The sequence below is a fragment of the Ruegeria sp. H6 genome, assembly GCF_056532975.1.
The window spans coordinates 76,410-101,854 of the sequence record NZ_JBQFOA010000009.1; the positions used below are offsets into that span (position 1 = coordinate 76,410).

Below are 25,445 nucleotides of genomic sequence, written 5' to 3' on the forward strand. Positions count from 1 at the left end.
ATTACACCGTTATAGGCGTGTCTAACGGGCAAGGTTAAAGGCTTTTTTGATGTGTCACGGGAAATTGCAGAAGATTTTCGATATTTGTGATCACGGTATTTTAGGGTGTGATCACAAAATCACAAAGAGGATCATCTTGATTCGATTTTCTGATCAATCCAGCGGAAATAGCTTTCAAACAAGGGATTTGCAGCGTTTGCGCCAACACTCCTCGCATCGTCGGGCGCCCTGACAAAAGAAAACCGGCCCGAATTCGGGCCGGTTCGAATAGCTAATGTCTGTTGCGCTTTAGGCCAGCGAACTATCAATACCCTTGCAGGCCTCGATCAGGCCCTTAACCGCATTGACCGAATTGTCGAAACCGGCTTGTTCGTCAGCGTTGAGCTTGATGTCAACGATCCGCTCGACACCGCCTGCGCCGATCACCGTCGGTACACCGACGTAAAGCCCGTCAACACCCAGCTCGCCGCTGCAATAGGCAGCGCAGGGAAGGACGCGCTTTTGATCTTTCAGATAGGCCTCGGCCATTTCGATTGCCGAAGTTGCCGGTGCATAATAGGCCGAGCCGGTTTTCAGCAGGCCAACGATCTCGGCGCCGCCATCGCGGGTGCGCTGAACGATGGCGTCCAGTTTTTCCTGCGTGGTCCAGCCCATCTCAACCAGATCGGGCAGCGGGATACCTGCAACGGTCGAATACCGCACCGACGGCACCATCGTGTCACCGTGGCCGCCCAGAACAAAGGCCGTGACGTCGCGCATCGAGACACTGAATTCTTCCGACAGGAAGTGAGCGAAACGCGCCGAGTCCAGAACGCCTGCCATGCCGCAGACCTTGTTGTGCGGCAGGCCCGAGAATTCGCGCAGGGCCCAGACCATCGCGTCCAGCGGGTTGGTGATGCAGATCACGAACGCGTCGGGCGCGTGGGCGGCAATGCCTTCGCCGACCGATTTCATGACTTTCAGGTTGATGCCCAGCAAATCATCGCGGCTCATCCCCGGTTTGCGGGCGACACCTGCGGTGACGATGCACACATCCGCACCGGCGATATCCGCATAGTCGCTGGAGCCTTTCATCGAGGCGTCAAAGCCTTCGGACGGGCCGGATTCGGCAATGTCGAGGGCCTTGCCCTGCGGCAACCCATCAGCGATGTCAAACAGGACAACGTCACCCAGTTCTTTGACAGCTGCCAGATGAGCAAGCGTGCCGCCGATGTTCCCCGCGCCGATCAGCGCAATCTTGGGTCTGGCCATTTGGAATATCTCCGGTCGGAATTGAAATCGCGGTTGTGCTAGTCGTTCGGGCCGAAATACGCAAGGGTTCTGCGACGTGGCATACAACCGCATACTGTTTGCAACCTCTGACCTGGTTGCGCTAAACGGCTTGTGACTCAAGCCAAAACCGGGGCCACCGCATGTTCGAATTGAACCTGATGTTTTTTGCCGTGGCCATCCCGGCGGTGATCTTTGCAGGGATATCCAAGGGCGGGTTCGGGGGCGGCGTTGCCTTTGCCTCATCCTCGATTCTGGCTTTGATCCTGACGCCGGGGCAGGCGCTGGCGCTGATGCTGCCGATCCTTATGGTGATCGACGTGGCGACCTTGAAACCCTACTGGAACCGTTGGAGTTGGCCGGATTCGCGCCTGCTGATCCTGGGCGGGGTGCCGGGCGTGGCGCTGGGCGCATGGCTCTATCGCGTGACGGATGATGACCTATTGCGCCTGCTGATCGGGGGGATCTCGGTCGGGTTTGTGATTTGGCATCTGGCGCAGACCAATGGCTGGATCCGGGGATTCACAAACCGTTTGCCGCCTTCTGCCGGGCTGTTTGCGGGGCTGGTCGCCGGGTTCACCAGTTTCGTCAGCCATGCAGGCGGCCCGCCCGCCGCCGTCTATCTGCTGTCACAGCGTGTGACAAAGACCGAGTTTCAGGCGAGCACCGTTCTGGTCTTCTGGGTGATCAATGCGCTGAAATTCGTGCCCTTCGCTTATCTGGGTCTGTTCACGTGGCACACGGCGCTCGCGGATGTGCTGTTGATCCCGTTTGCCCTGGTTGGGGCGTGGCTGGGCGTCCGGGCACATTTCATGATGTCCGAACGCCTGTTCTTTGGCCTTGCCTATGTGCTGCTGACCCTGACCGGCAGCAAGCTGATCTGGGACGCGCTCACTTAGGCGTTGGGCGGCAGCGCCTCGGCCATATCTTCATACGCCTGACCCGACGCCACCAGACACGTTCGCCCGTCAGGCAAAGTCACTGTGATCGTCCAGCTGCCACTGACCTCCGAGGCAAAAAGCTCCATCACCGCGCCCTGACGCGCGATGCCGATGCCCCGGCGCGTTTCCCCATAGGTTTCGGTCAGCCGTTTCATCACATCGTCGCGGGGGGCACAGCTTTGCGCCTGAACCTGACTTGCGGCTAGAACCAAGATGCCAAACCCCATTGTCATCCCGAACACTGTCTTTTCCATCCTTGCACCCTTTCGATTCCAACTGCCCGAAAGGGTGCGCGGGACAGACCGAAATCCGGTTAAACCAACGCACGTTGCGTCACGAATGCTGCGATGCGGCGATTTTGTTCTTGAACTTTCCGACAAAAAGTGGCCCATTCCGCGCAACTTTATTTCTCACGGAGAAGAAAATGGACCCCCGCCAGCGACCTTATCGTTCGGTTCTCTATATTCCGGGCTCCAGAGAGCGGGCGTTGGAAAAGGCGCGCAGCCTGCCGGTGGACGCAATCATTTTCGATCTGGAAGACGCGGTTGCCGCCGACGAAAAAGAGAATGCCCGCGACACGCTGAAGGCTGCGCTGGCGACGGGCGGGTTTGGTGCGCGGGTCAAGATCGTACGGATCAACGGGTTGGATACCAAATGGGGTCGCGCGGATGCCGAGGCGGTTCGTCAGATGGATGCGGATGCTGTGCTGTTGCCCAAGGTGGATTCTGCCACGGATGTTGATGCGTTGGCGGCAATCACCGGTGATCTGCCGATCTGGGCGATGATGGAAACCCCGCGGGGCATGCTGAATGCGGCGGAGATCGCGGCGCACCCTTTGATGGCGGGTTTTGTCATGGGTACCAACGATCTGGCGAAAGAGTTGCAGACCCGCTCCCGACCTGACCGCTTGCCGATGATGGCATCACTAGGTCTGTGCCTGCTGGCGGCAAAGGCCGAGGGGTTGATCATCGTCGATGGGGTCTACAATGCGTTCAAAGATGCAGAAGGGCTTGCGGCTGAATGCACGCAAGGCCGCGATATGGGATTTGACGGCAAGACCCTGATCCACCCGGCCCAGATCGAAGTCGCAAATGCGGCCTTCGCACCCTCGGACACCGAAATCGATTTGGCGCGCCGCCAGATTAGCGCATTCGAAGAGGTCGAGGCCCAGGGGCAAGGCGTTGCTGTGGTCGATGGCAAGATCGTCGAAAACCTGCACGTTGTAACTGCCCGGGAAATTCTGGCAAAAGCAGAAGCGATACAAGCTTTGCAAGCGAGGTAAGTCAGCCATGGGCTTTGTTCTTCTGATACTAGGGGTCGCATTGTGGTGGGCCGCACATCTGTTCAAGCGCGCGATGCCGGAACGGCGCGCTGCAATGGGCGACGCAGGCAAAGGGGCCGTGGCGCTGGCCATTTTCGCCGCGATCCTGTTGATGATCTTCGGGTATCGCATGACCGACTTCATCTATGTCTGGGCGCCCCCCACTTTCCTGACCCACATAAACAACCTGCTGGTGTTGATTGCCTTCTATCTGGCCAGTCCCGCCGGCCAGAAAGGCCGCCTGTTGCACGGAATGCGCCACCCGATGCTGGCGGGTTTCAAGCTTTGGGCTTTTGCGCATTTGCTGGTGAATGGCGACCTGGCCTCGATCATCCTGTTCGGCGGGTTGCTGGCCTGGGCCGTGGTCGAAGTCATCGTGATCAACAAATCCGAGCCCGACTGGACCCCGGGCGAACCCGGAACCTACGGCAAGGATGCGATGTTCTTTGTGGCCTCGATCGTGTTGCTGGGTGTCGTTGGCTATATCCACGGATTGGTGGGCCCGTCCCCCTTTGGCTGAGAAGGAACTGAACAATGGCGAAACTCTATCGCTTGCTGACCGAGGAAGACAGCTCGGCCTTTTGTCACAAAGTGTCTGACGCGTTGGCCAAAGGGTGGGAACTTTATGGCGATCCCTCATATGCCTTTGATGCCACGGGCGGGGTAATGCGCTGTGCGCAGGCGGTGACCAAAGAGGTCGCAGCGGACTACTCCCCTGACATGAAGCTGGGGCAGCAGTGATGGCAAAGACCAATCCGGGCCGGTTCTTCGAGGACTACGCTGTTGGTCAGGTGCTGACACACGCCGTGCCCCGTACTGTCACCGATGGCGAGCGGGCGCTGTACCACGCGCTCTACCCGGCGCGCCACGCGCTCTATTCGTCGGATGAATTTGCACGCTCTTGCGGCCTTCCGGAAAGCCCGATTGATGATCTGGCGGCATTCCATGTGGTTTTTGGCAAAACGGTGCCGGACATCTCGCTGAATGCGGTGGCCAATCTGGGCTATGCCGAGGGGCGGTGGCTGAAACCAGTCTACCCGGGCGACACCCTACGCGCCGTATCCGAGGTGATCGGGGTCAAGCAGAACTCAAACGGTAAAACCGGCGTGGTCTGGGTGCGGACTCGTGGGCTCAATCAATTGGACGACGTGGTCATCGATTATGTGCGCTGGGTCATGGTGCGTAAATCCAACCCTGATGCGCCTGCGCCTGAGACGGTTGTGCCCGAGTTAAAAACGGTGCTTGACCCGCAGGACTTGGTCGTTCCCGAAGGACTGGATTTCTCGGCCTATGACTTCGTTCAATCTGGCGAACCGCATCGCTGGGGCGACTACGAGATCGGTGAAAAGATTGACCATGTGGACGGCGTGACCGTGGAGGAAGCCGAGCATATGCTGGCCACGCGCCTCTGGCAGAACACTGCCAAGGTCCATTTCGATCTGACCTTCCGCCCTGAGGGGCGCCTGATCTATGGCGGTCACGTCATTTCGATGGCGCGCGCGCTGTCGTTCAATGGCCTGGCCAACGCGCAGATGATCGTGGGGCTGAGCGGTGGGGCCCATGCGAACCCCTGTTTCGCCGGGGATACGATCAAAGCGTGGTCCGAAGTTCTGGATAAGGCTGAAACGGATACTCCGGGCGTCGGGGCCCTGCGACTTCGCCTGGTCGCAACCAAAGGCGGCACGGCTTTCGAGCTGCGGGGTGATGATGGCAAATACACTTCGGACGTGTTGCTGGACCTCGATTACTGGGTCCTGATCCCGACCTAAGGGGTGCGGCTTCGCGCCAATACAGCGCTGACATTGATGTGATCGCGAAACGCGGTTTCCGTGCTAACGTGCGGGCATGGTGTTGTTGCGATCCCTTATCCTCTGGCTGTGTCTGGTGCCTGCGGCAAAAGCCTGCGATCTGGCGCTAGCCTTGGCTGTGGATGTCTCGGGTTCGGTCGACTCCGATGAATATCGGATACAGATGGACGGATTGGCGGCGGGTTTGCGCGATCCGGTTGTGTCCGAAGCTTTGGTGCGTGCAAACGCGCGTCTGATGCTGGTGCAATGGACCGGGTCGTCCCGGCAGCGCATCACGGTTCCCTGGACGGTGATCGACAGTTTCATCGCGGTCGAGGCGTTCGCGGATCGGGTCGCCTCTGATCCACGTGTCTGGCGGAACTTCTCGACAGCCATCGGCGAAGCGCTGGAGGTCACGGTGAATAGCTTTGCCGAAGTGACAGAATGCAAACGGCACCTGATTGATATCTCGGGCGACGGGATCTCGAACGAGGGGGTCGAGCCTTCGGAACTGCGCGAAAGCCTGACGCGGCGCGGCATAACCGTCAACGCGATTGCCATCGAAGAAAGCGAACCGGATTTGACCGCCTATTTCTTTGAAAATGTCATTGTGGGCGAGGGAGCGTTTGTTGTTTCAGCCTCGGGGTTCGAAGACTACCCGGAACGCATCCGTAAAAAGCTTTTGCGCGAAGTTACCCGACAAACCGCGGGCATCGACTAGAGGTAAACAGATTCGTGATCACAATGCTTTCCTTATGAAAACGCTAACATTGATCCCGTAAGGGCATATTTGTGATCACGAGATTATTTTGTGTGATCACGAACAGTAAATATCCATCAAATTGCCCTCGTTTTTTGGTTTTTTGCATGTGCAGCACGTGACAGAGTCGCAAAAAACAGTAAAACGTTCGGTAGCCAACCGAAAAGGAGCCACCATGGCCGATGTAAATCGAGGCAACCGCCCAGTTTCCCCGCACCTGACGATCTATCGTCCGCAAATGACGTCCATATCCTCTATCATGGTGCGTATCACGGGTCTTGCGTCGTTTGGCTTGGCTTTGTTGGTCGTCTGGTGGTTGCTTGCGGCGGCCACGTCCCAAAGCGCCTTCGATCAAATCAACGGTCTGATGACGAGCTTTCTCGGCGATCTGGTCATGTTCGCAGCGGCCTGGGCCATTTTCTATCACATGCTGGGCCGCCTGCGGCACGTCATTTGGGATCTGGGATACTGCCTGAACGTCGAGACTTCGGAAAAGCTTGGCGCTGGCATGTTTGTTCTTGCAACCGTTCTGGCCGTGATCACGGCTGTGGCGCTTTAAGAGGGGTTGGCTATGCAGTTTCTGACAGACCGAAAACGCGCGCAGGGCATGGGTGCAGGACGCGCGGGCACGCATCACCACTGGCAAATGATGCTGAGCTCGGCGGCGCTTGTCATTCTCGTTCCGCTTTTTGTCTTTACATTCGGTCGCGCACTAGGCGGCACATACGAAGAGGCGCTGGCCTATTACAGCCGTCCGTTCCCTGCGATTGTCATGGGTCTTACGCTGGTTGTTGTTGTTCCGCACCTCCTGCGTGAAGCACAGGAAGCCATCGAAGACTATGTGCATGGCGTCGCGGAAAAACTGACCCTGATGGCGGCCCGGGCCTTTGCTTATACGCTGATCGCGGCGGGTCTTTTTGCCCTGGCCCGGCTTGCCCTTGGATATGCGCAGTAAGGAACAAGAACAATGACAGCAGCATATGAATATGAAACCCACGAATATGACGTCGTGGTTGTCGGGGCAGGCGGCGCGGGCCTTCGCGCAACCCTGGGTATGGCCGAGCAGGGTTTGCGAACCGCTTGCGTGACCAAGGTCTTCCCGACCCGTTCGCACACGGTCGCGGCGCAAGGCGGTATTGCAGCGTCACTGTCCAACATGGGTCCCGACCATTGGCAATGGCACATGTATGACACCGTCAAGGGTTCGGACTGGCTGGGCGACACGGACGCGATGGAATACCTCGCGCGTGAGGCACCCAAGGCGGTCTACGAACTGGAACATTACGGCGTGCCGTTCAGCCGGACCGAAGAGGGTAAGATCTATCAGCGTCCCTTCGGCGGTCATACGACCGAATTTGGCGAAGGCCCCGCTGTGCAGCGCACCTGCGCCGCCGCTGACCGGACCGGCCACGCGATCCTTCATACGCTTTATGGTCAGTCGCTGAAGAACAACGCTGAATTCTATATCGAGTATTTCGCCATTGATCTGATCATGTCTGAGGACGGGCAATGTCAGGGCGTAGTCTGCTGGAAGCTTGATGACGGCACGATGCACGTCTTCAACGCTAAGATGGTGGTGCTGGCAACCGGTGGATATGGCCGGGCGTATTTCAGCGCGACATCGGCCCACACCTGCACCGGGGACGGCGGCGGCATGGTGGCCCGCGCGGGTTTGGCCTTGCAGGACATGGAGTTCGTGCAGTTCCACCCAACCGGAATTTACGGTTCGGGCTGTCTGATCACCGAAGGTGCGCGCGGCGAGGGCGGGTACCTGACCAACTCCGAAGGCGAACGGTTCATGGAGCGTTATGCGCCCCAATACAAAGACCTTGCACCACGCGATTATGTAAGCCGTTCGATGACGATGGAAATCCGCGAAGGGCGCGGCCATGGCGACAATGGGGATCATATTCACCTGAACCTCAGCCACCTGCCTGCCGATGCGCTGGCGGAACGTCTGCCCGGTATTTCGGAATCCGCGCGTGTCTTCGCAGGTGTTGACGTCACCAAGGAACCGATCCCGGTTTTGCCGACAGTACATTACAACATGGGCGGTATCCCGACCAACTATTGGGGTGAGGTTCTGAACCCGACCAAAGATAACCCGACCGCAGTGGTTCCGGGCCTGATGGCTGTGGGTGAAGCCGGCTGCGCCTCGGTCCACGGGGCGAACCGGCTTGGGTCGAACTCACTGATCGACCTTGTGGTTTTTGGCCGCGCCGCCGCGATCCGCGCGGGTAAGGTCGTCGATCCGACCGCGTCGAACCCCGAGCTGAATCAGGCCTCGGTCGACAAGGCGTTTGATCGGTTCGACGCGGTGCGCAACGCCAGCGGCGCGGTGCCAACCGCCGATCTGCGGCTTGAGATGCAGCGCACCATGCAAGAGGACGCGGCCGTGTTCCGCACCGCCAAAACGATGGCAGAAGGGGTCGAGAAAATGACAGCCATCGCGGCCAAGATGGACGATCTGAAAGTCTCGGACCGCAGCCTGGTTTGGAACAGCGATCTGATGGAAACGCTGGAACTGACCAACCTGATGCCAAGCGCGCTGGCCACAATCGTAGGGGCCGAGGCGCGCAAGGAATCCCGCGGCGCGCACGCGCATGAAGATTTCACCGAGCGGGACGATGAGAATTGGCGCGTGCACACGGTCAGCCGTGTTGAAGGCAACAAGGTCGAGCTGAGCTATCGCCCTGTCATTGTTGATCCGCTGACCACCGAAGACGAAGGCGGCATCAGCCTGAAACGAATCGCGCCCAAGGCGCGGACGTTCTAAGGAGAGGAACTTATGGTACAACTGACCCTCCCCAAGAATTCGCGCATCACGACGGGCAAGACATGGCCCAAGCCGGACGGCGCGACCAATGTACGCAAGTTCCAGATTTACCGCTGGAATCCCGATGATGGCCAGAACCCGCGCGTCGATACCTACTTCGTCGATATGGACAGTTGCGGCCCGATGGTTCTGGATGCGCTGATCAAGATCAAGAACGAGATCGACCCGACCTTGACCTTCCGCCGGTCGTGTCGCGAAGGCATCTGCGGGTCTTGCGCGATGAATATCGACGGGATCAACACGCTGGCCTGTATCTACGGCATGGATGAGATCAAGGGCGACGTGAAAATCTATCCGCTGCCGCATATGCCGGTGGTCAAGGATCTGATCCCGGACCTGACCCATTTCTATGCTCAGCACGCATCGATCATGCCGTGGCTGGAGACCAAGACCAACCGTCCTGCGAAAGAGTGGAAGCAATCCATCGAAGACCGCAAGAAGCTAGATGGTCTTTATGAATGCGTCATGTGCGCCAGCTGCTCGACCTCATGCCCCAGCTATTGGTGGAACGGTGACCGCTATCTGGGTCCGGCGGCCTTGTTGCACGCCTATCGCTGGATCATCGACAGCCGGGATGAGGCAACGGGTGAGCGCCTGGATGAGCTTGAAGACCCCTTCAAGCTGTATCGTTGCCACACCATCATGAACTGCGCCAAGACCTGCCCAAAGGGCTTGAACCCCGCCAAGGCAATTGCAGAGATCAAGAAGATGATGATCGACCGCGCAGTTTGATCACAGCTGATGTAAATAGCAAAACCCGGGATGGAAACATCCCGGGTTTTTTCGTGTTCTGCGGGTGTTTCATTCTAGGAGAGCACCAATGACCCAAACTCTTTTCAAAATTCTGTCCGTCGCTGCGATTGCGGGCCTGTCTGCCTGTGGTGGATCGTCCGGCTCGGACCGGGCCAACCTTGTGTTCAAGCAGGTGGAATGTGCGGAAAAGGTTGGGATCAAGGGGTCTTTCACAACGCAATATACCTTGCAAAATGGCCAGCAGACCGAAGTGTTTGTTCCCGGTGACGGTGTGACCGAAGCGCAAGCTGCAGCTGCGAACGCCTGTATGGCGGCCTAAGCGAACCGGCGAGGCTGGCACGCAGAGGTGTCAGCCTTTCGGGGCCATGTGTTGCCGCAAACTATGCGAATGAACCTGTGCCCGACAACCAAACACACTTGAAAATCTTAGTTCAAACCGCCAAGCAAAGAGATGCCTGTTCTTCTGTTATTGCTGGCCGCAGGGGTCTTTGCCTATTTCTTCTGGCGGTCGCGCACTTCGTCACTGTCGCGCGATTGCCGGTGGCGTCAGCACCGAAAGGAAGGCCTGTGGAAATGCAGCTTTTGCGGGGCGGTGTCGCAAGGGGATGACCAGCCGAATGTGTGTTTGAAAGATCGGCGATAATCCGGCCTTTCCTCTGTGATAAAACTGGTCCAATCTCTGCGCCATGTCAGACAATCAACACAATCTTCAACCGCCCGCGGATGCCGAAGCGCGCCGCGCTATACCTCCGGTCATTTGTTATCCGAACGATAGCCTGCCAAGACCGGACCTGCAGTTTCTCAAGACTGTGCGTGATACAGCCCGTAAAACCGGCGAGGTACTTGTGCCGCCGCGCGACGCGAAGTGCTTTGAGGTTCCAGCGGGTCATTTCTTTCGGATCACCTCGGTCGAGGGGTCTCAGGTTGGCGATTTGAATCTGTGGAACCTGAAGGATCTGTCCGAGCGGTTCTATTCGGGCAAGACCCGCGCGCTGCACGGCACGCACCTGACGACAGGTGAGCGGATGTGGTCGAGCTTTCCGCACATGCGCCCAATGGCCACCATTGTCGAGGATACGTTGGGTTGGTACGGAATCGATGCCTTTGGCGGGTCCGTTCACGATGTGATCGGTACGCGGTGTGATCCTTACACCGGTAACCTTCTTGCCGGTACACAGTATCACCATTGTTGTCATTCGAATCTGACTCGCGCCTTGGCAGATCATCTTGGCATTTCACTGGCCGAGGCAGAACCAGCCGTACACGACGTGCTGAACGTCTTTATGTGCACCGGTTTCACTCGGGACACCGGCCAGTATTTCATGAAGGCATCCCCCGTCAGGCCCGGAGATTACCTGGAGTTTTTCGCCGAAATTGACCTGCTCGGGAATCTCAGCGCCTGCCCCGGTGGTGATTGCTCGTCCGAGCATTCGTCGGACACAGCCGCATGCTATCCACTGCTGGTCGAGGTGTTTGCCTCGGATGCAGCGGCGTTGAAAGGTTGGGAAAGCCCGCCTCGCAACGGGTATGACCGGTCGCACGGGCTGTAAGCAACGGCAGGGCGCGACAGGGGTCGCGCCCCGGCAATGTTTAAGCGTCCGGGAATGTGGCTTGCAGGGCGATTTCAACCATATCGCCAAAGCTGCGTTCACGATCCTCAGACGGTAAAGCCTCACCCGTCAGCAGGTGGTCGGACACGGTCAGAACCGCCAGGGCCCGGCACTTGTGACGCGCGGCCAGGATGTAAAGCTCTGCCGCTTCCATCTCGACGCCCAGAATGCCGTGGCGCACCATCTGTTCGTTCAGGTCCGGGCGTTCATCATAAAACACATCTGACGAATAGATGCCGCCGACATGAGTTGGTGTGCCTTTCGCCTCGGCGGCTTTGGCTGCGGCCTGCAACAAAGTCCAATCCGCGCAGGGGGCAAAGTTGAGCTCTTTCATAATCCCGCGCGACGGAGTGCTCAGCGTGGTAGATGTCATCGCCAAAATGACATCGCGTACATTCACACTGTCCTGCATACCGCCGCAGGATCCGATGCGGATCAGAGTTTTGGCGCCGAAATCACGGATCAGTTCGTTGACGTAGATGGACAGCGAGGGCATTCCCATGCCGCTGCCCTGGATTGTCACAGGGTTGCCGCGCCAGGTGCCGGTAAACCCAAGCATCCCGCGAACCTCATTGACCAGCCTGACATCGGACAGAAACGTCTCTGCCGCCCATTTCGCGCGATACGGATCGCCGGGCAGCAATACGGTTTCCGCAATTTCACCTTTTTCGGCACCAATATGAATTGTCATTTTGAAACCTGTTTCATTTAGATTTCGAGATCGGATATATCCGCCCCGGAATGCAAGGCGTCATGAATCCACTGTGGCTTTCTTCCTCGCCCTGTCCAGGTCTGTTCCGGATTGGCCGGGTTGCGGTATTTGGCCCGTGCCTTGCCTATTTTCCCCGGACGGGTCGTTTCACCCGACAATTCGGCCAAAGAGAACCCAAATTCAGCCGCCGCTTTTTCAGCAGCCTTCAAGGCCTCGCCGCGTTCCCGTTTTTCGGCGTTCTTCAGCGCCTTTTCAACGTCGTTACGCAAAGACAGCAGCTCTTTACGCGACATTTTATCCAGATTTATCCCCATCGTTCTTCTCCGTACCCGTTATTGGTTTTATTGGCAGATTGGCCAAACTTAATTCCAAATAAGGAATTTATCTATCCCCAGTTACGGAAATAGATTGGATCGGATAGCGTTGGGCTGGAATTTATTCTGCAACCAGAGTTTGGGGATCGGCCAAAGTAATAATATCACCCATGATTTCGTTTAATTCGAAATTCTTCGGTGTATAGACTTTTGCCACGCCAATTGATTTCAGCAATTCGGCATCGTCATCTGGGATAATTCCACCCACAACCACCGGAATATCGTCAAGACCCGCGTCTTTCAGTCGTTGCATCACATCCTTGACCAAGGGCAGGTGGCTGCCCGACAGGATGGACAGGCCAATCACGTGTGCATCATCGGCGGCGGCTGCGGAAACGATTTCTTCCGGGGTCAGTCGGATACCTTCATAGTTGATGTCCATTCCGCAATCGCGGGCACGAAAGGCGATTTGCTCGGCCCCGTTGGAATGGCCATCCAGACCGGGCTTGCCCACCAGAAATTTCAAACGGCGCCCCAGCTTGTCGCTGACGGCGTCAACCGCGTGGCGCAGATCGTCGAGACCTTCGGTCTTGTTGGATACCGAGCCCGAAACCCCGGTTGGACCGCGATAGGTGCCATAGGCTTTGCGCATTTCTTCGGCCCATTCCCCTGTCGTGACACCGGCTTTTGCCGCAGTGATGGACGGGGGCACGATGTTGGCCCCCCGCTGTGCGGCCGCGCGCAAATCGGCCAGGGCCTGTGCGACCGAGCGTTCGTCTCGTTCCGCGCGCCAGTCGTTCAGGCGATTGATCTGTTCCTGTTCGACCGCAGGATCAACCACCATGATGCCGCCATCTTCGGTCTGCAGGGGTGAAGGTTCGCCTTCGGTCCATTTATTGACGCCAACGACAACTGTTTCATTCCGTTCAATCCGGTTCAGGCGCTCCGCATTGGAATCCACCAGACGGGATTTCATATACTCGATCGAGGCCACAGCGCCGCCCATCGATTCCAGATTGGCCAGCTCAGAGCGTGCATCTGCCTTGAGTTCTTCGACCTTTGCATCCACTGCCGGGTTGCCATCAAACAGATCGCCGTATTCCAGCAGATCGGTTTCGTAAGCCAGGATTTGCTGCATCCGCATCGACCATTGCTGGTCCCAGGGCCGGGGCAGGCCAAGGGCTTCGTTCCAGGCGGGCAGTTGAACGGCACGCGCGCGTGCCTTCTTGGACAAGGTGACGGCCAGCATTTCGATCAGGATGCGGTAGACGTTGTTTTCGGGCTGCTGTTCGGTCAGTCCAAGCGAGTTGACCTGTACGCCATATCTGAACCTGCGGAACTTGGGGTTTTCGATCCCGTACCGATCTTGCAGGATTTCGTCCCAAAGATCGACAAAAGCGCGCATTTTGCACATTTCAGTAACAAAGCGGATGCCTGCGTTCACAAAAAACGAAATGCGACCGCACAGGGCGGGAAAATCCTCGGCTGGTACACGCGGGCGCAGCTCATCCAAAACGGCAATTGCAGTGGCCAGCGCATAGGCGAGCTCTTGTTCAGGCGTCGCGCCCGCCTCTTGCAAGTGGTAGGAACACACGTTCATCGGGTTCCATTTTGGCACGTTGGCATAGCAATACTCGGCCACATCCGCGATCATCTTGAGCGACGGTTTCGGCGGGCAAACATAAGTGCCACGGCTGAGATATTCCTTGATCAGATCGTTCTGCACCGTGCCTTGCAGTTTCGCGACATCGGCGCCCTGTTCTTCGGCCACGGCAATATACAGGGCCAGCAACCACGGCGCGGTGGCGTTGATCGTCATCGACGTGTTCATTTGTTCCAGCGGAATCTGATCAAAGAGAACCCGCATATCACCCAGATGGCAAACGGGAACGCCCACCTTGCCAACCTCGCCACGCGCCAGGGTGTGATCGCTGTCATATCCGGTTTGCGTCGGCAGATCGAAGGCCACCGATAGGCCGGTCTGCCCTTTGGCCAGATTGCCGCGATAAAGAGCGTTAGAGGCCCGCGCCGTGGAATGTCCAGCATAGGTCCGGATCAGCCAGGGGCGATCTTTCTGCATCTGCGTCATTGGGCGGTCCTCGCGATTTCCAAGGTAACAAAATTACCGTGAGAGCCTCTAAAGCGCAATTTTCAGGATATGTCAATTCGCTGCGTTGCGGCATCTTGAATTTCTGCGGATTGTCGGTGCCGTCGAATGGTGGCACTGTGCAGGCATGATGCAGACCGTGGAAATTCCGCTTTGGCTGTTTGTGCTGATCGTGGTGTTTGCTGCGGTCACTTTCGCGTCGCATTTTCTGTTTCCGTCGGTGCGGTGGTTCTTTCGCCGCAGGCTTGAGCGGGCCGTTGCGCGGCTGAACAAACGTTTGCAGCGCCCGATCCAGCCGTTCAAGCTGGCCGGGCGTCATGACATGATCCAGCGTCTGACTTATGATCCGCAAGTCGGCAAAGCCGCACAGAGCTACGCCCATGAAGAAGGCGTGCCCGAAGCCGTCGCATCAGAAAAAGCGCGCCGTTACGCGCGTGAGATTGTGCCATCCTTCTCGGCCTTCGCCTATTTCAGTTTCGCCATCCGTATCGCACGTTTGCTGAGTAACGCGTTCTACAACGTGCGGCTCAGTTATGAAGACGAAGAGGCGATCAACACCATCGACCCGGATGCCACGGTGGTCTTTGTCATGAACCACCGCAGCAACATGGACTATGTTCTGGTTACCTATCTGGCTGCGAGGCAATCGGCGCTGTCTTATGCGGTGGGTGAATGGGCACGTGTCTGGCCGCTTAGCCGTTTGATCCGGGCGATGGGGGCCTATTTCATTCGTCGCAAGTCGGGCAGTGACCTGTATCGGCAGGTTCTGGCCAGCTATGTGCGCCATGCGACCGAGGCCGGTGTCACCCAAGCCATGTTTCCCGAAGGCGGGTTAAGCCTGAGCGGTCAATTGGGTCGCCCAAAGCTTGGGCTGCTGAAATACATCACTGATGGGGCGGACCCAAAGGGGCGCGATGTTGTTTTTGTACCGGTCGCCCTGAACTATGATCGGGTTCTGGAAGATACTGTGCTGACCGCTGCCGCACTTGGAAACGAAAGGCGATTTCACGCGCGTATCGGTGTTATCACGCGGTGGACGCTCAAGCAGATTTGGCGCAGATTGCTGGGCCGTTACAAACGCTTCGGGCTTGCTTCGGTGCGCTATGGCAGACCCATCTCGTTGCGGGAATTCGGCCAGGATGGCGATCGCGATCTGACCACGGACCTGGCCCGGGAACTGATGCGGCGGATTGGGGACGCGATACCGATCCTACCGGTGCCGGCAACCTGTCGGATCATTGAACAGCACGGCCCGATAAGCGAAGAGGCGTTGAAAGCGCATCTGATCGCGACCGGAGGGCCCGATCTGGCGGACGAAAACGGGCAGGCCATCGATGACGGCATCGACCAATTGGTCGACCGCAGAATCCTGACCCGAGAGGACGGTTTGCTGAAGCCATCCGGTGACAGACCTGAACTGTTAACCTACTACGCCGCGTCCAGTCCGGCGATCTCCTGGCCGCCGGATGCCGCGACCGCAAAATGAATTTCTGCATCGGCAAGGTTATAAAATTTCAAAACCGACCTCAAAAGGGTTGTAATATTACCTTGTTGTCAATATTCCTCTGACAGAAGGCGGCGATTCTGCGCCGCGGCAAAGTTTCTGATCAAGGGAGGCCACTATGGCTTTGGATACCGAAAGCGGCATCGCGTCGTATGAGGCGCCGGAAAAGGACCTCTATGAGATGGGAGAGATCCCTCCGATGGGGTACGTGCCCAAGCAGATGTACGCGTGGGCCATTCGGAAAGAACGGCATGGCGAACCGGACACGGCAATGCAGCTTGAGGTCGTCGATGTGCCGAAGCTGGACAGTCACGAGGTATTGGTTCTCGTGATGGCCGCGGGCGTCAACTATAATGGTGTCTGGGCCTCGCTCGGCAAACCGATCAGCCCGTTTGACGGCCATGGTCAGCCCTTTCACATCGCGGGTTCGGATGCGTCGGGCATTGTCTGGGCCGTGGGCGACAAGGTGCGTCGGTGGAAAGTGGGGGATGAGGTTGTCATCCACTGCAATCAGGACGATGGCGACGACGAAGCCTGTAACGGTGGCGACCCGATGTATTCGGACAGCCAGCGCATCTGGGGCTACGAGACGCCGGACGGTTCGTTTGCACAGTTCACCAACGTGCAAGCACAACAGCTGATGCCGCGCCCCAAGCACCTGACCTGGGAGGAAAGCGCCTGCTATACCCTGACGCTGGCCACGGCCTACCGGATGCTGTTTGGCCACGAGCCGCATGATCTGAAACCAGGCCAGAATGTTCTGGTTTGGGGCGCGTCGGGTGGTCTGGGCTCTTATGCGATCCAGTTGATCAATACCGCAGGCGCAAACGCGATCGGTGTGATCTCGGACGAAAGCAAGCGTGATTTCGTCATGGGTCTGGGCGCCAAGGGTGTGATCAACCGGAAGGATTTCAATTGCTGGGGGCAGTTGCCGACCGTCAACACGCCGGAATATGCCGAGTGGTTCAAAGAGGCCCGCAAGTTCGGCAAAGCCATCTGGGACATCACCGGAAAGGGTGTGAATGTCGACATGGTGTTCGAACACCCCGGCGAAAGCACATTCCCGGTTTCGACCTTTGTGGTGAAAAAGGGCGGCATGGTTGTGATCTGCGCCGGTACCACCGGTTATAACCTGACCTTCGACGTGCGTTACATGTGGATGCACCAGAAGCGCCTGCAGGGTTCGCACTTTGCGCATCTGAAACAGGCGTCCGCCGCGAACCAATTGATGGTTGAACGCCGCCTTGATCCCTGCATGTCCGAGGTGTTCTCGTGGGCGGACCTGCCAGAGGCGCATATGAAGATGATGCGGAACGAGCACAAACCAGGGAATATGTCTGTTCTTGTTCAGGCACCTCGTACGGGGATGCGCACCCTCGACGAAGTGTTGGACGCGCGCTCGTAAAATTCCCGTTAAAGTTATCAAGCCACACCCGCAAGGCGTTGACGCGCTTTGCGGGTGTTTTGTGTTCTGAGACACTTTCCTTGAGTTTCAACCATCTAGCGAAAAAGGCCTCGCTATTTTTGGGGAGTAGAAAGCAGTGAATATGCGCAATTACTGCACACATGTTATGGTTGTGTTAACCCTTCGTTAACTATTTCGGGGACACCTTGGATGGCGAAAAATGAGTGGATACTGGACGTTCTGTCGGACCTCAACGCCTTTGCGGTGGCAAACGGTATGAGCGCGCTTGCCGAACAGTTGGATGATACCCGGCTGATCGCAGCGGCCGAAATAACGTCCATGCAGGATGAGGCACGGACGCCCGCGAATGGCAACGAAATTCGACTTAAGTCAGATCCCAGAGGATTTGGAAAACACCAGCACGCTTGAAGAACTGACGGACGTCGCCATCCGCCTTCGCGACAATTTGGGCATCGATCACATCATCTATCATTGGGTTGACGGGGCAGGGGATCAATACGGGTTCACCACCTATCCCGATGACTGGGCCGAGCGGTACCAGGAAAGAAACTATCACCGTATTGACCCCGTCATCCTGGGCTGTTTCCAACGATTTCATCCTGTCGACTGGAAAAAGCTGGACTGGTCCGGCAAGGCAGCCCGTGCGTTTTTGCAGGACGCCCGGGATCATGGCGTCGGCAACCAAGGGTATTCCATTCCACTGCGGGGGCCAAGCGGTCAGTTTGCCTTGTTCACGGTCAATACCTCTTGCGATGACAAGAAATGGCAAGGGTTTGTCGATGTCTATGGCCGGGATCTGATCCTCGTTGCGCATTATTTCAATCGTAAAGCGCTGGAATTTGCCCGAGACAGGCAGCCCGAAAATCGGCGCGGCCTTTCCCCGCGCGAGATTGACGCAATGACCCTGCTGGCGTTGGGCCATAGCCGGGCGCAGGTGGCCCATGCGTTGTCGATCTCAGAACACACCTTGCGCGCCTATATCGAAAGCGCCCGGTCCAAGCTGGGCGCTCAGAACACGACTCACGCCATCGCAACGGCACTCAGCAGAGGTTTAATAGTCGTTTAACGACAGTACGTTGCGCTTATCAGAAATTAACCACGTCTACGTACTCCTTTTGTTCCAATTATGGACGACAAGGGGAATACGTCATGCTGCGTTATATTTATGCAGACGAACTTCACAATTATCCGATCTTGGCCGAAGGCATGTTTCGGGATCGCGCCGACCAGTTCAAGACCAGGCTCGGTTGGGACGTTAAGGTTAATGAAAAAGGCGAAGAGCGGGACCAATACGACGATCTCAATCCGCTCTATGTGATCTGGGAGGAACCGGATGGCAGTCACGGCGGGTCAATGCGGGTTTTGCCGACAACCGGACGGGTCATGGTTAACGAAGTGTTCGGGCATCTGACCGGCGGCAGCCCGATCCACAGCCCGATGATCTGGGAGGTGACACGGTTTTGCCTGTCACGCACTGCGGGTCCCCACACCGCTGGCGCCATCATGCTGAGCGGTGGTGAAATCATGGAAGGGTTCGGTCTGACCCATATTGTCGGCGTTTTTGATGCGCGGATGATCCGGATCTATCGTCTGATCGGATCTTCCCCGGTTGTTCTGGGGTCTCAAGGCAAGGGCCGTGACCAGATTTCTGTCGGTCTGTGGCCCTATTCCGCTGATGACTGCAACCGGGTTGCAGAACGCGCAGGCATCCCGCGTGAACTGTCGCGCCTATGGTTCCGGACTGCATTCGGCAACACGGCGCGGCACAGGTTCGCTTTGTCGGCCTGAGGTCAGGAATTTACACCGACCTCTCTGGTCGGCGCTGGCGTGTCCCTGTAGGGTCGCGCCATGTCTCTGCCCCAAGTAACTTTTTCCGAAGACCAGGCCGCCGCGTTCGACAGCATTGCCGAGATGTTGCGTTCGGCAGGTGTCGATCTTGAAGACGATGCGCTGCTAAAGCCTCCGAGTGATGGCAAATCAGGCGTTATGGCTGTGATAGGCAAGGCGGGGTCGGGGAAAACGCTTTTGCTGGCAGAGCTTTACAAGGCGCTTGCGGAAACGGGCGTCAACCTGATCTCCGGTGATTTCGAAAGCCGAAAATCGCGGGACAAACGTAGCCTCGCCATACTCGCACCCACGAACAAGGCCGCCAGCGTTCTGCGCCTGCGCGGTGTGCCTGCGACGACCATTCACCGCATTCTCTACACGCCCGTCTATGACCCGGAATATGAGCGCATTGCCGAATGGCTGGCCGGAAATGACGAACGGCCCGAGATCGAGGGCCTCACCGACGAGGCATTGGATCGGGCCGCGGCGTTTTATGCGAATAACAAATCCATTCCCGGCGCGCTGGCGGCTGCGGGGCTGCGCGGTTCGGATTTCATCACCGGCTGGAAGCGGCGGGAAGAGCCGTTGGATATCGGCTTTGTTGACGAGGCTTCGATGCTGGACGATCGGCAATTCGAAGACCTGAAAGAGATCTTTCCAACTTTGCTGTTGTTTGGTGATCCGGCCCAGTTGGCGCCCGTAAACCAATCGGGCTCGATGGTGTTTGACGGTTTGCCCGAACCGCGCAAGCTGACACTGCACCGGGTACATCGGCAGACCGCGGACAACCCGATTTTGGACCTTGCCCATGCGCTGGCCGATCCGGCGTTGGGTTTTGAGGATTTCGAACGTCTGATCGAAGAGACCGCGCGCAAGGACGACCGTGTTGTCTGGGGTCAGCGGGTCGAGGTTGATCTGATGGCCCGCAGCCCGGTTCTGGTCTGGCGCAATGCGACCCGCATTCGTCTGATACAGGCCTTCCGCAACGTCCATGGCGCCCCCGAGACCGAGCTGTTGGAGGGCGAACCGCTGATTTGTGACGGTATTGAGCTGCCTTTGAAGCATCGCAAAAAACGTCTGGACCTTGAAGCGCGCGGCCTGATCAAAGGCGCGCAGGTGATCTATCTCGGTCCCGGGCGCAAGCCCGGCTTTTCGCGCTTGCATGTGATGGGGGCCGAAGACCCGCAGGTCAGCGCCGCCTCGATTGTGCAGATCGAAAAGCCGGACGAAGAAGAGCCCTTTATCCCTTACGCGGCGCGCATGGGGGCTACCTTTTTGCATGGTGCGGCCGTGACCATCCACAAAGCGCAGGGATCGCAATGGGATACGGTGCAGGTCTTTGCCCCGGATATCTATGCCGCAGCCCGGATGGGGCGCACCGAGGCCGGGCAGCCCTTGTGGAAACGGCTGGCCTATGTGGCCATCACCCGCGCGCAAGAGCGGCTTGTCTGGGTCGTCCGCAATCGCTTGTCCAAGCCGACGCATCCGCTACGTGTCGATGACTTGCGCGCCGCGCCAGCGCCGTCGCTTACATTGGAGGCTGAGGAAACATGAAAACCATCATCGTGACCGGAGCAAGCTCGGGCATCGGGCGCGCAACGGCAGAGCTGTTTCTGTCCGAAGGGTGGACCGTTGGTCTGCTGGCCCGCAGCGCGGATACATTGAAAGCGATGGCCAAAGGTGGTGATCGGGCTATCCCGCTGGTCGCCGATGTGACCGACCCCATCGCTGTCTCGCGCGCTTTCAAGTCTTTCCTGAACGAGACGGACAGGCTGGACGTTTTGTTCAACAACGCGGGTATCTTTGCCCCCGGAGGCACGATTGACGAGATCCCGCTGGAGTCGTGGTATCAATCCGTCAATGTGAACTTGAACGGCATGTTTCTGTGTGCACGATCGGCATTCGGGGCCATGCGCCATCAAACGCCACAAGGGGGTCGGATCATCAACAATGGATCAATTGCGGCCCACGTGCCGCGCGGCGACTCGGTGCATTACAGCGCGACAAAACATGCGGTTACCGGCCTGACGCGCAGCCTGTCTCTGGATGGTCGTCCTTTTGGCATTGCTTGTGGGCAAATTGATATCGGCAACGCCAGAACGCCGATGGTCGAAGGTCTGGTCGAGGCGCAAACCGCAGCCGGAAAGACACCCGATCCGACCATGTCGGTCGAGGATGCCGCGCGGTCTGTTTTGCACATGGCGAACCTGCCGGCCGAAGCCAATGTTCAGTTCATGACCGTGATGGCGACAACGATGCCCTATATCGGACGGGGCTAGTTTTCCCGTAGCAGACGGAACGCCGTGGACGCACCCCAGCCAGCGGCAATCGCGATGACCAGAGACATCAGGCCGTACCAAACCGGTTGCTGGCGCGACATGTTGTACAAAATTCGCTCCAACCCGACCTTGCGTACATCGATGGTGGTTTCAAAGTCTGAAACGACCCGCCCTCCGCGAGTCAGATAAATCCGTGCAGCATAGTCGCCTTCGGTCAGGTCGGCCGGCATCTTGATAGAGGTCCGGAACAAGGTCTGCTCATCCACCGCGACGGTGTTTTCACGGATCGAATAGAGGCCTTCGTTTTCACGAATGCGAACAACCGCCCGGGCAAAATCCTGTGCGCCCTTGACGTCCATTTCCGCTCCGACCAGACGAACCGCGTTTTCAATCGAGATGCTGTGCCGCAAATCCTCGGTCTGTGTCAGGATTTCATTCAATGGCGCACTGGTGGCGACGGCATAAAAGCTGGGTGCCAGATCAACCAGCACGCTGTCGGTGTTGACCCATATCCCGAACTTTCTTTCCTTGCGGCGCACGGTCACCGGCTCGGACGGGCCCGAGACGGCAACGATGACCTCAAGGGGTGGGCCCTCGGGGATAGGTGCTTCGCGCTTGACTGCGCCGAAAATCAGAATTTCCGACCCGTCAAAGGTTGCGGTGATTGAAACGCGATCCTGGCTCAGGCCCAATACGACCTGTTCTGACGCTGCAAACGCAGGCAAGCACAACAGGCAAAACGCGGCGGCAAGACGGAACATGATCAATGCCCTCCTGCGTCGCCAAGCGAGTAGAGCTCGGACGGTTGCAACAGCAGATCAAGCCCCAGTTTGCCGCACACGACAAGCACAAGCGCGGCGAGAAGAACGCGCAGTTGCTCGGCTGGCATGCGTGCCCCGATGACAGTGCCGATCTGCGCCCCGATGACGCCCCCGACCAAAAGCAGTACGGCCAGAACAACGTCGACCGTATAGTTCGTGGTGGCATGCAGCATTGTGGTGAATGCGGTGACAAAAATAATCTGAAACAGCGAGGTTCCCACGACCACCTTGGTAGGCATTCCCAAGAGATAAATCATCGCCGGGACCATGATAAAGCCACCGCCGACCCCCATGATGGCCGACAAGATCCCCACAAAAAGACCCACCACAAGCGGTGGGATGACCGAGATATAAAGGCCCGATGTCCGAAACCGCACCTTAAACGGCATCGCGTGGATCCATCCCCGCTGCCGCCGCTTTGCCGGGGCGGTACCTTTTCGGGATTTCCGCAGTGCGTTGACGCTTTCGATGAACATCAGGCTTCCGATGACGCCAAGAAAGACGACATAGCAAAGCTTGACCAGCAGATCGACCTGCCCAAGGCTTTTGAGATAGTTGAACAGCAGCACACCCAGGGCGGCCCCTGTCAAACCGCCGATCAGCAACACTGTCCCCATCCTGAAATCGACCGTTCGCCTTCGGAAATGCGCCAATACGCCGGAAAACGAAGAGGCGACGATCTGGTTGGCTTCGGTCGCCACGGCCACGGCAGGTGGAATGCCGATAAAAAACAGCAGTGGCGTCATCAGAAAGCCACCACCCACTCCAAACATGCCCGACAGAATGCCCACCATCCCGCCCAGGCCAAGCAGCAGAAACGCATTAACGGAGACTTCGGCAATCGGTAAATAAATCTGCATAGCTTCTTCTTGGCGGGCTTGCCGCCAATAAGGGCCGTAAAGCACTGGCGGAGTTAATACCTGTTATCGGATCGGGTGTGGCGGCGACGCGGACCCTGAAGGTCTCAAACCCGAATTGGCCGACTCAGGAGGCGACGCGAGAAACGGCTTTGAGGCGATTCCATACCTCCTTAGAGCGGTTGTTGTACAAAAATCAACCGTGCATGCCGCTCTGCAGCAAACAGGACCGAAGTTTGGGGTCAAACTGGCCTTATCACCGCTCTTTCACGTAGGGTTCGCCGCCTGCCTTGGGTGGAATCGCCTTGCCAACGAACCCGGCCAGGATCACGACGGTCAGGATGTATGGCAGGGCATCCATCACTTGCACCGGAATGACCACGCCGCCCAGATCGATGTTCTGGAACCGCAACGCGATGGCCTGCAGCAAGCCGAACAGCAAACAGGCCCCCATCGCGTGCCATGGCCGCCATTTCGCAAAGATCAGCGCCGCCAGCGCGATAAATCCGCGACCGGCCGTCATCTCTTTGACAAAGCCCGCTTGCAGGGCTGTGGCCAGATAGGCACCGGCAATGCCGCAGAGCACGCCACAGATCGCAACTGCCGCAAACCGAAGGCCCACAACTGAAACCCCTGCGGTGTCCACAGCGGCGGGGTTTTCACCTACGGCACGCAGGCGCAGCCCGAACCGGGTGCGGAACAAAAGCCACCAGGTCGCAGGTACCATCAGGAAGGCCACGTAAACCAGAATGGAGTGGCCAGAAAGCAGTTCGGCATAGATTGGGCCCAGGAACGGCACGCCGCTCAGCGCTTCGGCGAAGGGCAGGTTGATCGGTTCGAACCGGCCGCCGTCAAACAGCGACGGTGTGCGCCCGCCTTGCTGAAACCAGCTTTGGGCGACCAGAACCGTCATGCCCGAGGCCAGAAAGTTGATCGCAACCCCGGAAATAAGCTGATTGCCGCGAAACGTGATTGATGCCACCCCGTGCAGCGCCGACAGCACTAGTGAGGCGGCAATCCCCGCCAACAGGCCCAGCCAGACCGACCCGGTGACCGCCGCGACGGCTGCCGAGAAAAAGGCGGCCATCAGCATTTTGCCTTCCAGGCCGATGTCAAAGATACCAGCACGCTCGGAATAAAGCCCCGCCAAACATGCAAGAAGCAGAGGAGTTGCCAACCGGACGGTCGAATCCAGAACCTGGACGAGAGTGATGAAGACGTCCATCAGGCTGATCCCTTCCGCAATGCTAGGAACAGTTTTTCAAGCGGCATGCGGACCATATTGTCCAATGCACCTGTAAACAGGATGACCAGCGCCTGAATGACCACGATCAGCTCGCGCGGGATCGATGTCCAAAGCGCCAGTTCCGCACCACCCTGATAGAGGAACCCGAACAACAGCGCAGCCAGGAACACCCCAAAGGGATGCGACCGGCCCATCAGGGCCACAGCGATACCGATGAAGCCGGCACCTTCGGTCGAGTTCAGGACCAACCGTTCCGCCTCGCCCATAACGTTGTTGATCGCCATCATGCCAGCCAGACCGCCAGAGATCAGCATGGCGATGATGGTGATGCGTACAGGCGAGATGCCGGCATAAACCGCACCGGTTTCCGAATGCCCGTAAGCGCGGATTTCATATCCCAGACGGGTACGCCAGATCAGCGCCCAGACAACGAAACAGGCCAGAACCGCAACAAAGAATGACACGTTGGCCGGGGCCCCCCGGAACACCACGCTCTCGGCGGTTGAGAACATCGACTGGAAGGTGGGCAGGTGAACCGCTTCGCCAAAACGTGCGGTGGCGGGGTCTTGTGACCCCGACGGGCGCATGACGTTGACCAGCATGTAGTTGAGGAAAGCCGCCGCGATAAAGTTGAACATGATCGTGGTGATCACGATATGGCTGCCGCGTTTGGCCTGCAGATAGGCCGGGATGGCCGCCCAGGCCGCTCCGAAAAGGGCCGCAGCTATGGATGCGGCCAGCAAGGCAATCGTCCAGTGTGGCCAGGGAATATAGAGGCAGACAATGGCAACCCCCAGGCCGCCCAACATGGCTTGCCCTTCGCCACCGATATTGAACAGGCGGGCATGAAAGGCGACCGCCACCGCAAGGCCGGTGAACATGAAATTTGTGGCGTAATAGAGCGTGTAGCCCCAGCCGTAGGTCGACCCAAGCGCGCCGGTGACCATCAGGTTCACGGCTTCGACAGGGTTCTCACCGATTGCAAGGATGACAAGCGCCGACAGGATTGCGGCCAATAGCAGGCTGATCAGCGGGATCAGGATGACATCGGCCCATTTGGGCATTTTATCCATGG

The 25,445-nt window shown here is 57.9% G+C and carries 28 protein-coding genes; 19 read left to right on the plus strand and 9 right to left on the minus strand.

All coding sequences use genetic code 11. The annotated features are described in order from the left end of the window. Positions 1-288 precede the first annotated feature (288 nt). The gene (mdh, locus tag ACR0AG_RS15265; protein ID WP_480840394.1) at positions 289-1,251 is read right to left on the minus strand and encodes a malate dehydrogenase; all 963 of its coding nucleotides are present in this window, start codon (positions 1,249-1,251) and stop codon (positions 289-291) included. A 161-nt stretch (positions 1,252-1,412) separates the two neighbouring features. On the opposite strand from mdh, the gene ACR0AG_RS15270 reads away from it, so the two are divergent. Then, positions 1,413-2,168, plus strand: a complete 756-nt coding sequence (locus ACR0AG_RS15270; protein ID WP_480840396.1) for a sulfite exporter TauE/SafE family protein — start codon at positions 1,413-1,415, stop codon at positions 2,166-2,168. On the opposite strand, the gene ACR0AG_RS15275 is transcribed toward ACR0AG_RS15270, so the two are convergent. Beyond that, the gene (locus ACR0AG_RS15275; RefSeq protein ID WP_480840398.1) at positions 2,165-2,464 is read right to left on the minus strand and encodes a hypothetical protein; all 300 of its coding nucleotides are present in this window, start codon (positions 2,462-2,464) and stop codon (positions 2,165-2,167) included. The two genes, ACR0AG_RS15270 and ACR0AG_RS15275, sit on opposite strands and share 4 nt — an antisense overlap. A gap of 170 nt (positions 2,465-2,634) precedes the next feature. On the opposite strand from ACR0AG_RS15275, the gene ACR0AG_RS15280 reads away from it, so the two are divergent. The 11 genes from ACR0AG_RS15280 to ACR0AG_RS15330 all read left to right on the plus strand — a co-directional run bounded on the left by ACR0AG_RS15280 (position 2,635) and on the right by ACR0AG_RS15330 (position 11,217). Continuing rightward, positions 2,635-3,492 (plus strand): HpcH/HpaI aldolase/citrate lyase family protein, encoded by an 858-nt coding sequence (locus ACR0AG_RS15280; RefSeq protein WP_480840400.1) that lies wholly within the window; start codon positions 2,635-2,637, stop codon positions 3,490-3,492. A 7-nt stretch (positions 3,493-3,499) separates the two neighbouring features. Beyond that, a complete protein-coding gene (locus ACR0AG_RS15285) occupies positions 3,500-4,051 on the plus strand; it encodes an NnrU family protein (protein ID WP_480840402.1) in 552 nt (183 codons plus the stop codon). 14 nt (positions 4,052-4,065) lie between these two features. Then, positions 4,066-4,272 carry a DUF1737 domain-containing protein gene (locus tag ACR0AG_RS15290; protein ID WP_480840404.1) on the plus strand — a complete coding sequence of 69 codons (207 nt, stop codon included), beginning with the start codon at positions 4,066-4,068 and terminating at the stop codon, positions 4,270-4,272. Further along, positions 4,272-5,300: a MaoC family dehydratase gene (locus ACR0AG_RS15295; RefSeq protein ID WP_480840406.1), complete on the plus strand. Its 1,029-nt coding sequence runs from the start codon at positions 4,272-4,274 to the stop codon at positions 5,298-5,300. Before ACR0AG_RS15290 ends, ACR0AG_RS15295 begins: the two co-directional genes overlap by 1 nt. A 76-nt stretch (positions 5,301-5,376) precedes the next feature. Further along, positions 5,377-6,039: a DUF1194 domain-containing protein gene (locus ACR0AG_RS15300; protein WP_480840408.1), complete on the plus strand. Its 663-nt coding sequence runs from the start codon at positions 5,377-5,379 to the stop codon at positions 6,037-6,039. Between the two features lie 214 nt (positions 6,040-6,253). Further along, the gene (gene sdhC / locus ACR0AG_RS15305) at positions 6,254-6,637 is read left to right on the plus strand and encodes a succinate dehydrogenase, cytochrome b556 subunit (RefSeq protein WP_480840410.1); all 384 of its coding nucleotides are present in this window, start codon (positions 6,254-6,256) and stop codon (positions 6,635-6,637) included. Positions 6,638-6,649: 12 nt separating this feature from the next. Beyond that, the gene (locus tag ACR0AG_RS15310) at positions 6,650-7,033 is read left to right on the plus strand and encodes a succinate dehydrogenase, hydrophobic membrane anchor protein (protein ID WP_480840412.1); all 384 of its coding nucleotides are present in this window, start codon (positions 6,650-6,652) and stop codon (positions 7,031-7,033) included. A gap of 12 nt (positions 7,034-7,045) precedes the next feature. Further along, on the plus strand, positions 7,046-8,854 hold the full coding sequence (gene sdhA, locus ACR0AG_RS15315) for a succinate dehydrogenase flavoprotein subunit (protein ID WP_480840414.1): 1,809 nt from the start codon (positions 7,046-7,048) through the stop codon (positions 8,852-8,854). 12 nt (positions 8,855-8,866) lie between these two features. After that, positions 8,867-9,646, plus strand: coding sequence for a succinate dehydrogenase iron-sulfur subunit (locus tag ACR0AG_RS15320; protein ID WP_480840416.1), 780 nt, complete (start codon positions 8,867-8,869; stop codon positions 9,644-9,646). A gap of 88 nt (positions 9,647-9,734) precedes the next feature. Next, complete coding sequence (locus ACR0AG_RS15325) at positions 9,735-9,986, plus strand: hypothetical protein (RefSeq protein ID WP_480840418.1); 252 nt, start codon at positions 9,735-9,737, stop codon at positions 9,984-9,986. A 367-nt stretch (positions 9,987-10,353) separates the two neighbouring features. After that, positions 10,354-11,217, plus strand: coding sequence for an urea carboxylase-associated family protein (locus ACR0AG_RS15330; RefSeq protein ID WP_480840420.1), 864 nt, complete (start codon positions 10,354-10,356; stop codon positions 11,215-11,217). A gap of 40 nt (positions 11,218-11,257) precedes the next feature. Here the strand turns inward: ACR0AG_RS15330 and deoD are convergent, their stop codons facing one another. The 3 genes from deoD to ACR0AG_RS15345 all read right to left on the minus strand — a co-directional run bounded on the left by deoD (position 11,258) and on the right by ACR0AG_RS15345 (position 14,392). Next, positions 11,258-11,968: a purine-nucleoside phosphorylase gene (deoD, locus tag ACR0AG_RS15335; RefSeq protein WP_480840422.1), complete on the minus strand. Its 711-nt coding sequence runs from the start codon at positions 11,966-11,968 to the stop codon at positions 11,258-11,260. A 17-nt stretch (positions 11,969-11,985) separates the two neighbouring features. Further along, positions 11,986-12,303 carry an H-NS histone family protein gene (locus ACR0AG_RS15340; protein ID WP_480840424.1) on the minus strand — a complete coding sequence of 106 codons (318 nt, stop codon included), beginning with the start codon at positions 12,301-12,303 and terminating at the stop codon, positions 11,986-11,988. Between the two features lie 121 nt (positions 12,304-12,424). Continuing rightward, positions 12,425-14,392 (minus strand): protein meaA, encoded by a 1,968-nt coding sequence (locus ACR0AG_RS15345; protein WP_480840426.1) that lies wholly within the window; start codon positions 14,390-14,392, stop codon positions 12,425-12,427. A 145-nt stretch (positions 14,393-14,537) separates the two neighbouring features. Here ACR0AG_RS15345 and ACR0AG_RS15350 point away from each other — a divergent pair, with 145 nt between their 5' ends. From ACR0AG_RS15350 to ACR0AG_RS15380, 7 genes are all read left to right on the plus strand, one after another. Next, positions 14,538-15,896, plus strand: a complete 1,359-nt coding sequence (locus ACR0AG_RS15350) for a 1-acyl-sn-glycerol-3-phosphate acyltransferase (protein WP_480840428.1) — start codon at positions 14,538-14,540, stop codon at positions 15,894-15,896. A 136-nt stretch (positions 15,897-16,032) separates the two neighbouring features. Then, positions 16,033-17,319: a crotonyl-CoA carboxylase/reductase gene (gene ccrA, locus ACR0AG_RS15355; protein ID WP_480840430.1), complete on the plus strand. Its 1,287-nt coding sequence runs from the start codon at positions 16,033-16,035 to the stop codon at positions 17,317-17,319. Positions 17,320-17,529: 210 nt separating this feature from the next. Next, positions 17,530-17,748: a hypothetical protein gene (locus ACR0AG_RS15360; RefSeq protein ID WP_480840432.1), complete on the plus strand. Its 219-nt coding sequence runs from the start codon at positions 17,530-17,532 to the stop codon at positions 17,746-17,748. After that, on the plus strand, positions 17,687-18,406 hold the full coding sequence (locus ACR0AG_RS15365; RefSeq protein ID WP_480840434.1) for a helix-turn-helix transcriptional regulator: 720 nt from the start codon (positions 17,687-17,689) through the stop codon (positions 18,404-18,406). The genes ACR0AG_RS15360 and ACR0AG_RS15365 overlap by 62 nt, the downstream gene beginning before the upstream one ends. Positions 18,407-18,489: 83 nt before the next feature. After that, positions 18,490-19,128 carry an acyl-homoserine-lactone synthase gene (locus ACR0AG_RS15370; protein WP_480840436.1) on the plus strand — a complete coding sequence of 213 codons (639 nt, stop codon included), beginning with the start codon at positions 18,490-18,492 and terminating at the stop codon, positions 19,126-19,128. A gap of 60 nt (positions 19,129-19,188) precedes the next feature. Further along, on the plus strand, positions 19,189-20,721 hold the full coding sequence (locus ACR0AG_RS15375; protein ID WP_480840437.1) for an ATP-dependent DNA helicase: 1,533 nt from the start codon (positions 19,189-19,191) through the stop codon (positions 20,719-20,721). After that, positions 20,718-21,446 (plus strand): SDR family oxidoreductase, encoded by a 729-nt coding sequence (locus ACR0AG_RS15380; RefSeq protein ID WP_480840439.1) that lies wholly within the window; start codon positions 20,718-20,720, stop codon positions 21,444-21,446. Before ACR0AG_RS15375 ends, ACR0AG_RS15380 begins: the two co-directional genes overlap by 4 nt. On the opposite strand, the gene ACR0AG_RS15385 is transcribed toward ACR0AG_RS15380, so the two are convergent. The 4 genes from ACR0AG_RS15385 to ACR0AG_RS15400 all read right to left on the minus strand — a co-directional run bounded on the left by ACR0AG_RS15385 (position 21,443) and on the right by ACR0AG_RS15400 (position 25,443). Continuing rightward, positions 21,443-22,207, minus strand: coding sequence for a TIGR02186 family protein (locus ACR0AG_RS15385; RefSeq protein WP_480840441.1), 765 nt, complete (start codon positions 22,205-22,207; stop codon positions 21,443-21,445). The two genes, ACR0AG_RS15380 and ACR0AG_RS15385, sit on opposite strands and share 4 nt — an antisense overlap. Positions 22,208-22,209: 2 nt before the next feature. Beyond that, on the minus strand, positions 22,210-23,127 hold the full coding sequence (locus ACR0AG_RS15390; RefSeq protein ID WP_480840443.1) for a sulfite exporter TauE/SafE family protein: 918 nt from the start codon (positions 23,125-23,127) through the stop codon (positions 22,210-22,212). 253 nt (positions 23,128-23,380) lie between these two features. Further along, positions 23,381-24,349: an ABC transporter permease gene (locus tag ACR0AG_RS15395; RefSeq protein WP_480840445.1), complete on the minus strand. Its 969-nt coding sequence runs from the start codon at positions 24,347-24,349 to the stop codon at positions 23,381-23,383. Continuing rightward, positions 24,349-25,443: an ABC transporter permease gene (locus tag ACR0AG_RS15400; RefSeq protein ID WP_480840447.1), complete on the minus strand. Its 1,095-nt coding sequence runs from the start codon at positions 25,441-25,443 to the stop codon at positions 24,349-24,351. Before ACR0AG_RS15400 ends, ACR0AG_RS15395 begins: the two co-directional genes overlap by 1 nt. Positions 25,444-25,445: the final 2 nt, after the last annotated feature.